Raw genomic sequence first — 13,066 nt, 5'->3', positions numbered from 1 at the left:
CCGCGATGGCGGCAGGCGCCAGACGGTAAAGTTGAAGCCACTATGACTATCGCTTCTTCGTCGCCTGCCGCCTCCATCCCGCCTGTTACCGCGGAAACACCCGTCCGGGTCCGTTTCTGCCCCTCACCCACCGGCACTCCGCATGTGGGCCTGATCCGTACCGCCCTCTTCAACTGGGCCTACGCTCGGCACACCAAGGGCACCCTGGTGTTCCGCATCGAGGACACGGACGCGGCGCGGGACAGCGAGGAGAGCTACCACCAGCTGCTGGATGCGCTGAAATGGCTCGGCATCGACTGGGACGAGGGCGTCGAGGTGGGCGGACCGCACGAACCGTACCGGCAGTCCCAGCGCAGTGACATCTACCAGGACGTCATCAAGCGGCTGCATGAGGGCGGCTTCATCTACGAGTCCTACTCCACGCCCGACGAGATTGAAGCCCGCCACCGTGCCGCCGGCCGTGACCCCAAGCTCGGCTACGACGGGTACGACCGGCACCTGACGGAGGAGCAGCTGGCCCAGTACCGGGCTGAGGGCCGCCAGGCCGTCCTCCGTCTCCGGATGCCTGACGAGGACCTCACCTTCACCGACCTGGTCCGCGGCGAGATTACCTTCCGCGCCGGTTCGGTTCCCGACTTCGCAGTGGTGCGGGCCAACGGCCACCCGCTGTACACCCTGGTCAACCCGGTGGACGACGCGCTGATGGGCATCACCCACGTGCTCCGCGGCGAAGACCTGCTTAGCTCCACCCCGCGGCAAATTGCCCTCTACCGTGCGCTTCACGCCGTTGGTGTTGCTGAGTACATGCCCGAATTCGGCCACCTGCCCTACGTCATGGGCCAGGGCAACAAGAAGCTTTCCAAGCGCGATCCCGAGTCCAGCCTCTTCCTGCACCGCGAGCGGGGCTTCATCCCGGAGGGTCTGTTGAACTACCTGTCCCTGCTGGGCTGGTCACTCAGCGCCGATGAGGACATCTTCACCGTGGAGCAGCTGGTGGAGAACTTCGACATCCACGACGTCCTGGCCAACCCCGCACGCTTCGACCTGAAGAAGGCCGAAGCCATCAACGGCACGCACGTGCGGATGCTCGCCCCGGAGGATTTCCGGAACCGGGTGGCGCACTACCTGCGGGAAGCCGGACTGGTGGGGGAGATCCTGACCGACCGCGAAGAAGAGATCGTCACCGAAGCCGCACCCCTGATCCAGGAGCGCATCACCCTGCTGGGCGAGGCACCTGAAATGATCGCTTTCCTGTTCAAGGCAGATGACGCCATTGACGTTGCCGACAACGCGCGCAAGGGCCTGCCGGAAAACCTGGCCGAAGTCCTGGACGCAGCGATCGGTGCCCTTGCGCCCATCGAGGAATGGAATCCGGAGACCATCCAGGCGGCCCTCAAGCAGGCCCTCGTCGAGGACCTCGGACTGAAGCCGCGCCTGGCCTTCGGACCGGTCCGCACCGCCGTGTCGGGCCGCCGCATCTCGCCGCCGCTGTTCGAATCGATGGTGATCCTGGGCAAGGATGCCTCACTCCGCAGGCTTCAGGCTTTCCGCGGCTGATGGTTGTGGCCAGTTCCGCTGCCGACGGCCTCCTGGAGGCCCAAGTGGGTACCGTCCGGGGTGTCCTGTTCGATATCGACGACACCCTCGTGGATCTCGAATTCTCCATGACCACCGCCTTGCGGGAGGTCAGCGAGCATCTCCTGCCCGGCCTCGACCAGTCCGGGTGGGAGCGGTTCGGCCGCATCTTCACCCATGAGACCACGCACTATTACGATCAATACCTTGCGGGCGAGCTGACATTCAATGAGCAGCGCCTCCTGCGGGGCCGGGCTGCGCTGGGACACTTCGGCATCGAACTGGCCGACGGCGAGGAATCGCACCAGTGGCTGACCGCCTACATCCAGAAGCAGCCGTCCTACGTGAAGCCGTTCCCGGATGTCCTGCCGCTGCTCGATGTCCTGGACCGGGCAGGGATCCCGTACGGGGCCGTCAGCAACAACGTCCACGACTACCAACGGGCGAAACTGGATGGCGCCGGCCTGGAGCGGGTGGCGCACCTCGTGGGCACCGACACCTTGGGGGTGGCCAAGCCCAACCCGGCGATCTACCTCGAAGGTGTCCGGCTCCTGGGCACTGCACCCTCTGAAACCCTTTACGTGGGCGACAACAGGTTGCTCGATGCGGAGGGCTCGACGGCGGCAGGGCTGCAGGGTGTTTGGCTGAACCGGAACGCGGAAACCGCGGCGCATTTTTCAGGTGCCGCGGTTTCCACACTGGCGGAATTGCTCCCGCTCTTCCACTAGGGGGTAGTGCCGCGTCAGTGCAGCTGGGCCGCCGTCGCCCAGTCCGCCACGGCTGAGTCCCTCATCGCTTAGTCCGTTCCCGTACGGGCAGCGCGGCGGCGCAGGACGAGGAAGGCGGCGACGCCGCCGGCCAGCAGCAGCCCGACGAGCAGAAGCGCCGTTGCAGGGCCGTTCAGCCACGACGACGGCGATACTGCCGCCACCTTCGCGTGCAGTTCTTCCGCGCCCGCCGCAAGCTGTGAGTTCCCGTTAGCGAGGGTGCCCGCGCCCTCCGCCAGCTTGCCCGAACCGTCGTCCAGGTTGCCGCTGCCCTCGGCGAGCTTTCCCGTGCCCTCTGCCAGCTGGCTGCTGCCTGCTTGGAGCTTGCCTGCGCCGGCGCTCAGCTGGACGGTGCCGTCGGAGAGGGCCTGCGCCCCTGCGAGGAGGCCGGGGTTTGACGGGTCGCCGTCGCCGTTAATCCCTGTCATGAGCTTGGCGGTGCCGTCATTGAGGGTGTTGGCGGCGTAGATCAGTCCCGGCCTCTCCGGGTCCCCGGGCACGCCGTCCATGCCGGTGCGGATCTTTGCCGTTCCATCGGCCAGCAGGGAAGTGCCCAGGACCACTCCCGGGTTGCGCGGGTCCGTGGAGTTGAGCCGCTGTGCCAGGGTGGCAAAGCCTGCCGTGAGCCTGCCCGCACCGGAATTCAGCTCGTCCGCTCCCGCAGTGAGGGTGCTGGTTCCGGCCTTGAGCCTGCCTGCGCCGTCGCTGAGGGCAACCGCCCCGGAGTCGAGCGTTCCGGCACCCGCATTGAGCTGGGCTGTGCCGTCACGCAGCGCCGCCGCGCCGGCGTTGAGGGTGCCCGCACCGGTGTCCAGCTGTCCTGCGCCCGCAGCGAGGCGGCCGGTTCCTGCCGCCAATTGCCCGGCGCCGTCGGCAAGGTTGTTCGGGGCGTTCCCGGCCGGCGAGGGGGTCAAAGCAGTGGAGAGGTCGACGGCACCTGCCTGAAGCTTCCTGGCGCCATCATCGACCTGGTAGACACCCGGAACGAGCCTGTTGACCACGTCGTTCTGGAGCTTGGTGGTGCCTGAATGCAGTTTGTCCGCTCCGGGTGCGAGTTTGTCCCGGACTCCGGAGTAGATCGCGCCCGCCCCGGACTGGAGGGCCACGGCGCCGGTGTTCAGCGCCTTTGTCCCCTCCTCGACTTTTGTTGAGCCGTCCCTGACCTGGACGGCCCCCGAGTTGGCCGCCCCGGCCCCGGTGGCGAGCTGGCCAGAGCCGTCCCTGAGTTGGGCCGCACCGGCCGCTGCCTTGGCGGCGCCATCACTGAGCCGGGCGGCGCCACCGGATATCTGGCCGGTGAGATAGGTGTAGAAGGCAAGGAGTAGAACAAGCAACAGGGATAAAGCGAAAATTGCGATGGATTGGGACCGTCTCTTGCGGCCGCCTGCCGCAATGGCTGCTGTACGGGTTGTCAACGCTGACTTCCTAACCCGCCACCGGGCGACGCTGCCCGGCGGCGAAGACCATGATAGTTGGAACGGTTCCAGTTCTTCTTCGGAGATGCCCGGTTGGCAAGGCATGCATCTAGTTACCGATGAGTAACTTACCCGACAGTAACTTTAAGTTTTGTCGGTGGGCAAGTGGTCAATTCCGGGGCAGTGTGGGCACGGTGGAAGGTCCCGCCGTCTCGATTTGTGCGAGCCGAAAGTCTCGGGTAGAGTATTTTCTCGTGCTGAGGCGCACGGAGCAGGGCAAAGGCCCTGCAGACCGGGCCCGAAAGTTCCATTGGGATATGGTGTAATTGGCAACACTACGGTTTCTGGTACCGTCATTCTAGGTTCGAGTCCTGGTATCCCAGCTCTGGTGTGAGTTTGTTTTCCATCTTCACATCAGGCAGTTTCAGCCGGTTCGCCGATTTGAAACTAAAGCAAAGTGTATGAAACAATCACTGAGCTTGAACGGCGGAAACGCCAAAAAAGTTACTTGGCCCCATCGTATAGCGGCCTAGTACGCTGCCCTCTCACGGCGGTAACGCGGGTTCGAATCCCGCTGGGGTCACCACTGAAATGGTCCCGGGCAATAAGCCCGGGACCATTTCTTTATTTAAGCTGCGCTAAAACTGCAACATCCTCCCAGCATGGGATGCGCGACCCCGGTTCCTGGAACGGCCCACTGTGGACGCACTTCCGGGAAGTTGTCCGCTAAGCGCTGGTCGGAGTTGTCCTGGGAGTCCTGAGTACCAATCTGGGGCGCATCGGCATCCTTGGCAGTCGTTACGCCCATGGCTTGGCCCTCGTGGCGTTGGGTCGAGGGTCCCGCCCTGCGGTGGAGCCGTGCGCGTAATAGCCGACGACAACTTCCTCAACTGGCATGATGTTGCTGTGAGCTCACCGAATGAGGACCGCCACGCGGACCGGCAGGAGCAGCGGAACACGGCTGCCGTGTCCCTGCTTGAACAGGTCCGCGGCACCCTGGCGAAGGTGGCATTGCCCCTGGCCCTGCCGGGGGCGGAGCAGGGGCGGCGTGACGCCGCGGCCGGTGTGGCCCAGCTCGACGACTACATCCTTCCCCGCTACCGCAGCCTCGACGCCCCTTTGCTTGCCGTTGTCGGCGGGTCAACCGGCGCCGGTAAGTCCACCCTGGTCAATGCCTTGGCCGGCCATCCCGTCACCCGCTCCGGTGCCATCCGTCCCACCACGCGCCAGCCGATCCTCCTGCACCATCCTGCCGAAGCCGCCTGGTTCGAGGGCAGCCGGGTGCTGCCGGGCCTGGGCCGGATCCGTGGTGCCCTGTCCGCCGGACCTGTCCCTGCAGCCCAGACGGTGACGGGACCGGACGCTGCTGCCGTCTCCTCGCTGGTCCTGCTCGCCGATGACGCCGTTCCGGCGGGCATTGCGCTCCTCGACGCCCCCGACGTCGATTCCATCTCCGATGACAACAGGAAGCTCGCCGGACAGCTGCTCGCAGCCGCGGACCTGTGGATCTTCGTCACCACCGCCAACAGGTACGCCGACGCCGTCCCCTGGCGGCTGCTCCTGGATGCGGCCGCGAGGGACATCATGGTGGCGGTGGTCCTGGACAGGGTCCCGACAGGCGCGGAAGAAGAAGTCAGTGAGGACCTGCGGCGCCTCCTCGACGGCGAGGGCCTGGCCGGCGCCCAGCTCTTTGTCATCCCCGAGTCCACGCTGGATCCGCTGGGCATGCTGCCCGCCGGCGCTGTCCTCCCGCTGCGGAACTGGCTCTCCGGCCTGGCCGCCGACGCCTCCGGCCGGGCCGACGTAGCCCGGCGCACCCTCAACGGTGCGGTCCGGGCACTGGCCGGCCGGGTTGCAGCGATCTCCGCATCCGCCGCAGAGCAGCAGCGCGCGGCCGCTGCGCTGGAGGCCGGCGTCGGTGCCGCGTACCGGGACGCGGGCAGCAGGATCCTCGACGCCACGCGCGACGGCGCACTTCTCCGCGGGGAAGTGCTGGCCCGCTGGCAGGACTTTGTGGGTACCGGTGAGTTCTTCAGGACACTCGAGCAGAACGTGGGCCGCTTCCGCGATCGGTTGGGTGCCTTCTTCCGGGGTGAACCGCCGCCCGCCATCAAGGTCGAAGCAGCCATTGAAACGGGCCTGCAGGCCGTCATTGTCGATGAGGCAGCTAACGCCGCCGAGGAAACCGACCACCGGTGGCGGTCCGACCCGGCCGGCCGGCAACTGCTGGGCACAGACGACCTTTCGGGGACCGGTCCCGGTTTGGCGGACCGGGCAGCACGGGAGATCCGCGCCTGGCAGGAGGCGCTGATGGAACTTATCCGCACGGAGGGCCAGGGAAAACGGACCCAGGCCCGGTGGCTCTCCTTCGGTATCAACGGGCTGGGTGCCGCACTGATGATCGTCGTCTTCTCGATGACAGCAGGCCTGACCGGGCTGGAGGTCGGAGTGGCAGGGGGAACCGCCGTCGTGGGCCAGCGCCTGCTCGAGGCCGTGTTCGGTGAAGACGCTGTGCGCCGGATGGCCGAAAAGGCACGCACGGACCTGGCTGCCCGCTGCGAGCGGCTGCTTGAGGAGGAACAGCAAAGGTTCCTGGTCCGGCTCCCGGCCGCAGACACGATGGCAGCCGGCGTACTCGACAGCCAGGCCGACGCACTGGCCCGGCTGGCGGGCACCGCGTGAGCCGGCACAGCGGCGCCCGGGATTCATCACGGCTGGACCGGCGCCTGGAAGCGCTGAACGATGCGCGGCAGCTGGCCGGTGGTGTCCTTCCGGACGCTCAGCTGGAGGAGGTCTTCCAGATCCTGGAGCGCGCCGGATCGCGCCGCTCCCTGTCAGCGGAACACACCGTGGTGGGGTTCTTCGGTGCCACCGGCAGCGGAAAGTCCTCGCTGTTCAATGCCGTGAGCGGAAGTGACATCGCGACGACGGCGGCGCGCCGCCCCACAACATCGGAGCCGCTGGCGGGGGTCTGGGGAGTGGACGGCAGCGGACCGCTCCTGGACTGGCTTGATGTCCGCAACCGCCACCACGCAGCTCCCGTGGAAGGCTTTGCCGGAGAGGACACCGGCCTGATCCTGCTGGACCTGCCGGATTTCGATTCCACCCGGGCGGCCAACCGTGAGGTGGTGCAGCGCATGGTGGGACTGGTGGATGTGCTCGTCTGGGTGCTCGATCCGCAGAAGTACGCGGACGCGGCGGTCCACCAGGATTTCCTCGCCCCGCTGGCCTCGCACGGCGCCGTCACGCTGGTGGTCCTGAACCAGGTGGACAGGCTCCCCGCCCATGACGTGCCGCTGGTGCTGGAATCCCTCCGCGGGATCCTTGCCGCCGAGGGCCTCGGGAAAGTAAAGGTCCTTGCCGCTTCCGCGTCGACGGGCCAGGGCGTGGACGGCGTCCGTGCTGCGATCAGGAATGTGGTGGTGCAGCGCAAGGCCCGCTCGCAGCGGCTGGAGGCCGACGTCGCGAAAGCTTCCAGGGAGCTGCGGGAGGCGTCAGGGGACGGTGATGCCGCCGGCGTCCGGAACCAGGCGACGGCCAGGCTGGGTACGGAGCTGGCGGCGGCAGCGAATGTACCGGTGGTTGTCAGTGCCGTGGCCCGTTCCTACCGCCTCGAATCCGTCCGGCGGACAGGCTGGCCCGCCACCCGATGGCTCTCGAGGTTACGGCCCGACCCCCTGCGAAGGCTCAACCTCCGCAGGGACGCTCCGGCGGAACTCAACCGCACGTCGCTTCCGCCGGCCAGTGCCCCTGAACGGGCGCGCACCGACTCGGCCGTCAGGGAGTTTGCCGACGCCGCCAGCGCCGGCGCGCCGGGCCCCTGGCGGGCCGCCATCCGCAGCGCAGCCCGGGAGGGCAGGGAGCGGCTTCCGGATGCCCTGGACCAGGCCATTGCCGGGACCGACCTCGGGGCCAACCGGAAATCCTGGTGGTGGGGCATCTTTAACGTGGTCCAGTGGCTGGCGCTGCTGACCGTCCTGGGTGGCCTCGGCTGGCTGGGCGGCCTCGCGGCACTGCAGTATTTCCAGATGCCGGCGCCGGAGCCGCCACGCGTGGAAGGGTGGCCGGTGCCCACCCTGATGGCCGCTTTCGGCGTGGTGCTGGGGATTGTGCTGGCCCTGGCCGGCCGATTTATCGCCGCAGGAGCCGCCGCGGCACGGGCATCAAGGGCACGGAAACAGCTGGAGGCGGCGGTGGCCGGGGTTGCCCGGAATCTCGTGGTGGAACCGGTTGAGGTGGAGGTCAGCAGGCTTGCGGCGTTTAACGCGGCATTGAAGGTGGCGGCGGGCTAGGGGAGGGACTCATCCGTTGGCGCCGGCGGCTTCCAGAGCGGCAGCAGCATCCCGCACCTTGATCATGGTGCGCAGGTTTCGGGTAGTGGTCGCCGCCTTGAATTTGGCCTTCGATGAAATCTTGCTGAAGGGGCTGTCCAGGGTCCCGCCGGCCGGTGCGAGCCAGGCGAGGGCTTCCGGGCCAAGCCGGTGTTGCCTGTGTACGTCCCCGAGGGCCTGGCCGGCAGCGTCCAGTTCGTTCAGGACTGCGTGGTCGGAGGACAGCGTGATGTACGAATGCGTGGACTTGTCGTCCTCCGGATACGGGCATGCCGCCACCAGCTCAGCCACCCTGCCGGACGGCAGGACCACCACCCAGGCCTCGTAGCCGAAAGCGGCGCGAAGGGCCTTCTCGCACTCCCGCTTCACGCCGGCAGCGTCCAGTCCGCTGGCAAGGACCACGTTGCCACTGGCCAGCAGTGTCTTGGCGTCCGCGAAGCCGCTGCTGTTCAGCGCGTCCCGAAGGTCCGCCATTTTGATGTTGATGCCGCCCACGTTGATGCCGCGGAGAAATACTGCGTAGCTGCCCATGGGCCACAGCCTAACCGGCGGAGGGTGGGTTGGTGCGGGTTTGGCCCGACGTCGGTCAGTCGTTGTTCTTGCGCAGCGCTTCGGTGAGGATGCGGCCGGCGTTGCAGACCACTTCAGCATGCAACCTGCCGGGCTGGCGGGTAAGCCGCTCAATGGGGCCGGAGATCGATACGGCCGCAATGACGCGGCCGGACGGTCCGCGCACCGGCGCCGAGACCGAGGCGACCCCCGGCTCGCGTTCGCCAAGGCTCTGGCCCCAGCCCCGCCGTCGTACGCCTGCCAGGACGGTGGGCGTGAAGCGGGCTGACTGCAGGCCCTCAAGCAGGCGGTCGTGGTCTTCCCAGGCAAGCAGGACCTGGGCTGCGGAACCGGCCTTCATGGACAGCTGGGTGCCGACGGGAATGGTGTCGCGCAGGCCAATGGGGCGCTCGGCCGATGCCACGCAGACCCGCCAGTCGCCCTGGCGGCGGAAGATCTGGGCGCTCTCGCCCGTGGCGTCGCGAAGCTGCATCAGGACGGGGCCGGCAGAAGCGATGAGGCGGTCCTCGCCGGCGGCCGATGCCAGTTCAACCAGCCGGCTGCCAAGCACGAACCTGCCCTGGATGTCGCGGCTTACCAGCCGGTGGTGGACCAGCGCGAGTGCGAGGCGGTGGACAGTGGGACGGGCCAGTCCGGTGGCCGCTACGAGCTGTGCCAGCGTGGTGGGGCCGGCTTCGAGCGCGTCAAGCACCTGTGCTGCTTTATCAATGACGCCGACTCCACTAGAATTGTCCATGTAATGATATTGCCGTCTCATTATCTGAGATGCAAATCTTTCGGCTGGCGCAGGGCAGAGCCGTCCTGCTTCAGTTGAAGCATTCAGCCAAACAGCAGTGAAGGGAGATGGCCATGGCAAAGACATTGGCCGAGAAAGTCTGGGACGCGCACGTGGTGCGCAAAGGCGACGGCGCAGGTGCCAACGCCCAGCCCGACCTTCTCTTCATCGACCTTCACCTGGTTCACGAGGTCACGTCCCCGCAGGCCTTCGAGGGCCTGCGCCTGGCAGGGCGCCCGCTGCGCCGCCCGGACCTGACCATCGCCACGGAGGACCACAACACTCCCACGCTGGACATCGACAAGCCTATCGCCGACCTCACCAGCCGGACCCAGATCCAGACGCTGCGCAACAACTGCGCCGAGTTCGGCGTCCGCCTGCACAGCCTCGGTGACGCCGAACAGGGCATCGTCCACGTGGTGGGTCCGCAGTTGGGCCTCACCCAGCCCGGCATGACGGTGGTCTGCGGCGACTCGCACACCTCCACGCACGGCGCCTTCGGAGCGCTGGCCATGGGCATCGGCACGTCCGAGGTGGAGCACGTCATGGCCACCCAGACCCTGTCCCTGAAGCCGTTCAAGACCATGGCCATCAACGTTGAGGGCACGCTGCGCCCCGGCGTCACGGCCAAGGACATCATCCTGGCGGTCATCGCCAAGATCGGTACCGGCGGCGGCCAGGGCTACGTCCTGGAATACCGCGGATCCGCCATCCGTGCCCTGTCCATGGATGCCCGCATGACCATCTGCAACATGTCCATCGAAGCCGGCGCCCGCGCCGGCATGGTGGCGCCGGACGAGACCACCTACGCCTACATGCTGGGCCGCCCGCACGCCCCCGAAGGCGCTGACTGGGATGCCGCCGTCGAGTACTGGAACACGCTGAAGACCGACGACGACGCCACCTTCGACGTCGAAGTGGACCTGGACGCCGACACGCTGGAGCCGTTCGTCACCTGGGGCACCAACCCCGGCCAGGGCGTGTCCCTGTCCCAGGCCGTTCCGTCCCCCGAGGACTTCGGCGACGAAAACGCCAAGGCCGCCGCTGAACGAGCCCTGCAGTACATGGGGCTGGAAGCCGGCACGCCGATGAAGGACATCCGGGTGGACACCGTGTTCCTCGGTTCCTGCACCAACTCCCGTATCGAGGACCTCCGGGCCGCCGCAGACATCATCCGCGGCCGCGAAAAGGACCCGAAGGTCCGCATGCTCGTGGTGCCGGGCTCTGCCCGCGTCCGCCTCGAAGCGGAGGCTGAAGGCCTGGACCGGGTGTTCAAGGACTTCGGTGCCGAATGGCGCTTCGCCGGCTGCTCCATGTGCCTGGGCATGAACCCGGACCAGCTGGAACCGGGGGAGCGCTGCGCCTCTACCTCGAACCGCAACTTCGAGGGCCGCCAGGGCAAGGGCGGCCGCACCCACCTGGTGTCCCCGGTGGTGGCAGCGGCCACGGCCGTCCGCGGCACGCTCAGCTCGCCGTCGGACCTTGATCCTGCCCCCGAATCCGCCGCCATCCGCACCGACGCAGCCTAGGACGCAACCATGGAAAAGTTCACCAAGCACACCGGCATCGGCGTCCCGCTGCGCCAGAGCAACGTCGACACGGACCAGATCATCCCCGCGGTGTACCTCAAACGCATCACCCGCACCGGCTTCGAGGACGCCCTGTTCTCAGCCTGGCGCAAGGACTCCTCCTTCATCCTCAACCAGGAGCCCTTTAACGCCGGCTCCGTCCTGGTGGCCGGGCCCGACTTCGGCACCGGTTCCTCCCGCGAACACGCGGTGTGGGCACTGAAGGACTACGGCTTCAAGGCGGTGCTCTCCTCCCGGTTCGCCGACATCTTCCGCGGCAACTCGGGCAAGCAGGGACTGCTGGCCGCCCAAGTGGCCCAGGACGACATCGAGTTGATCTGGAAGGAACTGGAAAACGCGCCGGGAACCCAGGTGACCGTTGACCTGGAGTCGAAGACAGTAGTGTGCGGCAACATCGTGGCCCCCTTCGAGATTGACGACTACACGCGCTGGCGCCTGCTCGAAGGCTTGGACGACATCGGGCTCACCCTGCAGCATGAGTCCGATATCACGGCCTACGAAGCCACCCGGCCCTCGTTCAAGCCCAAGACCCTTCCTGCCAAGGTTTCCTAGCGCCGGGGCCCTGCCCCTTGGCCCTGTGCGGGGCGCCGTACTTCGCCGCCACGCCCCGGCCAAGGAGCCTGCTTATTTCGGTTCGGTAACGCGACCTCCTATGCTTGGGTGGAGCCTTTGCAAGGATTTGGGGGCGAGTAATCGTAAGGAAACCGGTATATGAGTAGTGTTCTGACAATCCGCGGCGGAGTCCCGCTTACTGGCCGCGTCACCGTCCGGGGGGCTAAGAACCTTGTCCCCAAGGCAATGGTGGCGGCGTTGCTGGGCAACGAACCGTCGGTGTTGCGGAACGTTCCGGAGATCAAGGATGTGGAGGTTGTCACCTCCCTCCTGCAGCTCCACGGCGTGACGGTGGAGAAGGACCCGGTCAGCGGGGACCTCACCCTTGATCCGAAGGCAGCAAAGACGGCGTCCAGCACGGCCATCGATGCCCACGCCGGGGATTCCAGGATCCCCATTTTGCTGTGCGGCCCCCTGATCCACGCCATTGGCGAAGCCTTCATCCCGGACCTTGGCGGCTGCAAGATCGGCGACCGCCCCATCGACTACCACCTGGACGTGCTCCGCCAGTTCGGCGCCGTGGTGGAGAAGCGCCCGGGCGGGATCCATATCTCCGCCCCCAAGGGCCTGCACGGCGCCAAGATCTCACTGCCGTACCCGTCGGTGGGCGCCACCGAGCAGGTCCTGCTCAGCGCCACCCGCGCCGAGGGCATCACCGAACTTACCGGTGCCGCCACGGAGCCGGAGATCATCGACCTCATCGCCGTGCTGCAGAAGATGGGCGCGATCATCAGCGTCCAGACCGACCGCACCATCCGCATCGAGGGCGTCCGCGACCTCGGCGGCTACAACCACCGTGCCCTCTCCGACCGCAATGAGTCGGCGTCCTGGGCGTCCGCTGCCCTGGTCACGCGCGGCGACATCTTCGTCGAGGGTGCTTCCCAGCGGGACATGATGACCTTCCTGAACACCTACCGCAAGGTGGGCGGCGGGATGGACATCGGCGAGGACGGCATCCGTTTCTACCACCCCGGCGGGAAGCTCAACCCGCTGGTGCTCGAGACCGACGTACACCCCGGATTCATGACCGACTGGCAGCAGCCGCTGGTGGTGGCGCTGACCCAGGCCGAGGGCGTCTCGATCGTCCACGAAACGGTCTACGAGAACCGCTTCGGCTTTACCGACGCGCTCATCAGGATGGGTGCCAGCATCCAGGTGCACCGCGAATGCCTGGGCAGCGTGCCCTGCAGGTTCGGGCAGCGCAACTTCCTGCACTCGGCAGTCATCTCCGGGCCAACCCAGCTCAAGGGCACCGACATTGACGTGCCGGACCTGCGCGGCGGGTTCAGCCACCTCATTGCCGCATTGGCCGCCACCGGCGTCTCGCGGGTGACAGGCATCGACATCATCAACCGTGGCTACGAGCGCTTCACTGAGAAGCTGGCCGGGCTGGGTGCCGATTTCGACATCACTGCCACGAAGTAGCGGGCTG

The 13,066-nt window shown here is 67.0% G+C and carries 10 protein-coding genes and 2 tRNA genes; 9 read left to right on the top strand and 3 right to left on the bottom strand.

Annotated features, from left to right (window positions below; all coding sequences use genetic code 11):
• The first annotated feature begins 42 nt into the window (after nucleotides 1–42).
• Together gltX and ACP3TD_RS12400 are read left to right on the top strand one after the other, a co-directional pair.
• Nucleotides 43–1,557, top strand: a complete 1,515-nt coding sequence (gene gltX, locus ACP3TD_RS12405; RefSeq protein WP_426763252.1) for a glutamate--tRNA ligase — start codon at nucleotides 43–45, stop codon at nucleotides 1,555–1,557.
• Nucleotides 1,557–2,303: an HAD family hydrolase gene (locus ACP3TD_RS12400; RefSeq protein ID WP_426763250.1), complete on the top strand. Its 747-nt coding sequence runs from the start codon at nucleotides 1,557–1,559 to the stop codon at nucleotides 2,301–2,303. The genes gltX and ACP3TD_RS12400 overlap by 1 nt, the downstream gene beginning before the upstream one ends.
• A 68-nt stretch (nucleotides 2,304–2,371) precedes the next feature.
• Here the strand turns inward: ACP3TD_RS12400 and ACP3TD_RS12395 are convergent, their stop codons facing one another.
• Nucleotides 2,372–3,676, bottom strand: a complete 1,305-nt coding sequence (locus tag ACP3TD_RS12395; protein WP_426763249.1) for a hypothetical protein — start codon at nucleotides 3,674–3,676, stop codon at nucleotides 2,372–2,374.
• 392 nt (nucleotides 3,677–4,068) lie between these two features.
• On the opposite strand from ACP3TD_RS12395, the gene ACP3TD_RS12390 reads away from it, so the two are divergent.
• The 4 genes from ACP3TD_RS12390 (at nucleotide 4,069) to ACP3TD_RS12375 (ending at nucleotide 8,049) form a co-directional block, all read left to right on the top strand.
• Nucleotides 4,069–4,140: transfer RNA gene (locus tag ACP3TD_RS12390), tRNA-Gln, on the top strand.
• Between the two features lie 127 nt (nucleotides 4,141–4,267).
• Nucleotides 4,268–4,343, top strand: a tRNA-Glu gene (locus ACP3TD_RS12385).
• 320 nt (nucleotides 4,344–4,663) lie between these two features.
• Nucleotides 4,664–6,439, top strand: a complete 1,776-nt coding sequence (locus tag ACP3TD_RS12380) for a dynamin family protein (protein WP_426763248.1) — start codon at nucleotides 4,664–4,666, stop codon at nucleotides 6,437–6,439.
• A complete protein-coding gene (locus tag ACP3TD_RS12375; RefSeq protein ID WP_426763246.1) occupies nucleotides 6,436–8,049 on the top strand; it encodes a GTPase in 1,614 nt (537 codons plus the stop codon). Before ACP3TD_RS12380 ends, ACP3TD_RS12375 begins: the two co-directional genes overlap by 4 nt.
• A 9-nt stretch (nucleotides 8,050–8,058) precedes the next feature.
• Here the strand turns inward: ACP3TD_RS12375 and ACP3TD_RS12370 are convergent, their stop codons facing one another.
• A complete protein-coding gene (locus ACP3TD_RS12370) occupies nucleotides 8,059–8,619 on the bottom strand; it encodes a DUF1697 domain-containing protein (RefSeq protein ID WP_426763244.1) in 561 nt (186 codons plus the stop codon).
• Between the two features lie 55 nt (nucleotides 8,620–8,674).
• Complete coding sequence (locus ACP3TD_RS12365) at nucleotides 8,675–9,394, bottom strand: IclR family transcriptional regulator (protein WP_009356552.1); 720 nt, start codon at nucleotides 9,392–9,394, stop codon at nucleotides 8,675–8,677.
• A 113-nt stretch (nucleotides 9,395–9,507) separates the two neighbouring features.
• Here ACP3TD_RS12365 and leuC point away from each other — a divergent pair, with 113 nt between their 5' ends.
• The 3 genes from leuC (at nucleotide 9,508) to murA (ending at nucleotide 13,059) form a co-directional block, all read left to right on the top strand.
• Nucleotides 9,508–10,962: a 3-isopropylmalate dehydratase large subunit gene (leuC, locus tag ACP3TD_RS12360; RefSeq protein WP_426763243.1), complete on the top strand. Its 1,455-nt coding sequence runs from the start codon at nucleotides 9,508–9,510 to the stop codon at nucleotides 10,960–10,962.
• A gap of 9 nt (nucleotides 10,963–10,971) precedes the next feature.
• Nucleotides 10,972–11,574, top strand: a complete 603-nt coding sequence (gene leuD / locus ACP3TD_RS12355; protein ID WP_426763242.1) for a 3-isopropylmalate dehydratase small subunit — start codon at nucleotides 10,972–10,974, stop codon at nucleotides 11,572–11,574.
• Between the two features lie 159 nt (nucleotides 11,575–11,733).
• Nucleotides 11,734–13,059, top strand: a complete 1,326-nt coding sequence (gene murA, locus ACP3TD_RS12350; RefSeq protein WP_426763241.1) for a UDP-N-acetylglucosamine 1-carboxyvinyltransferase — start codon at nucleotides 11,734–11,736, stop codon at nucleotides 13,057–13,059.
• Nucleotides 13,060–13,066: the final 7 nt, after the last annotated feature.

The organism is Pseudarthrobacter sp. 1G09 (genome assembly GCF_050038305.1).
GTDB lineage: Bacteria > Actinomycetota > Actinomycetes > Actinomycetales > Micrococcaceae > Arthrobacter > Arthrobacter equi.
Note: the sequence above shows the minus strand (reverse complement) of the source record. Positions and strands in the feature narration are given on the sequence as shown.

Coding starts and splice junctions, on each gene's coding strand:
- leuC (WP_426763243.1), top strand. CDS start 9,508: ATGGCAAAGACATTGGCCGAGAAAGTCTGGGACGCGCACGTGGTGCGC.
- ACP3TD_RS12370 (WP_426763244.1), bottom strand. CDS start 8,619: ATGGGCAGCTACGCAGTATTTCTCCGCGGCATCAACGTGGGCGGCATC.
- leuD (WP_426763242.1), top strand. CDS start 10,972: ATGGAAAAGTTCACCAAGCACACCGGCATCGGCGTCCCGCTGCGCCAG.
- murA (WP_426763241.1), top strand. CDS start 11,734: ATGAGTAGTGTTCTGACAATCCGCGGCGGAGTCCCGCTTACTGGCCGC.
- gltX (WP_426763252.1), top strand. CDS start 43: ATGACTATCGCTTCTTCGTCGCCTGCCGCCTCCATCCCGCCTGTTACC.
- ACP3TD_RS12365 (WP_009356552.1), bottom strand. CDS start 9,394: ATGGACAATTCTAGTGGAGTCGGCGTCATTGATAAAGCAGCACAGGTG.
- ACP3TD_RS12400 (WP_426763250.1), top strand. CDS start 1,557: ATGGTTGTGGCCAGTTCCGCTGCCGACGGCCTCCTGGAGGCCCAAGTG.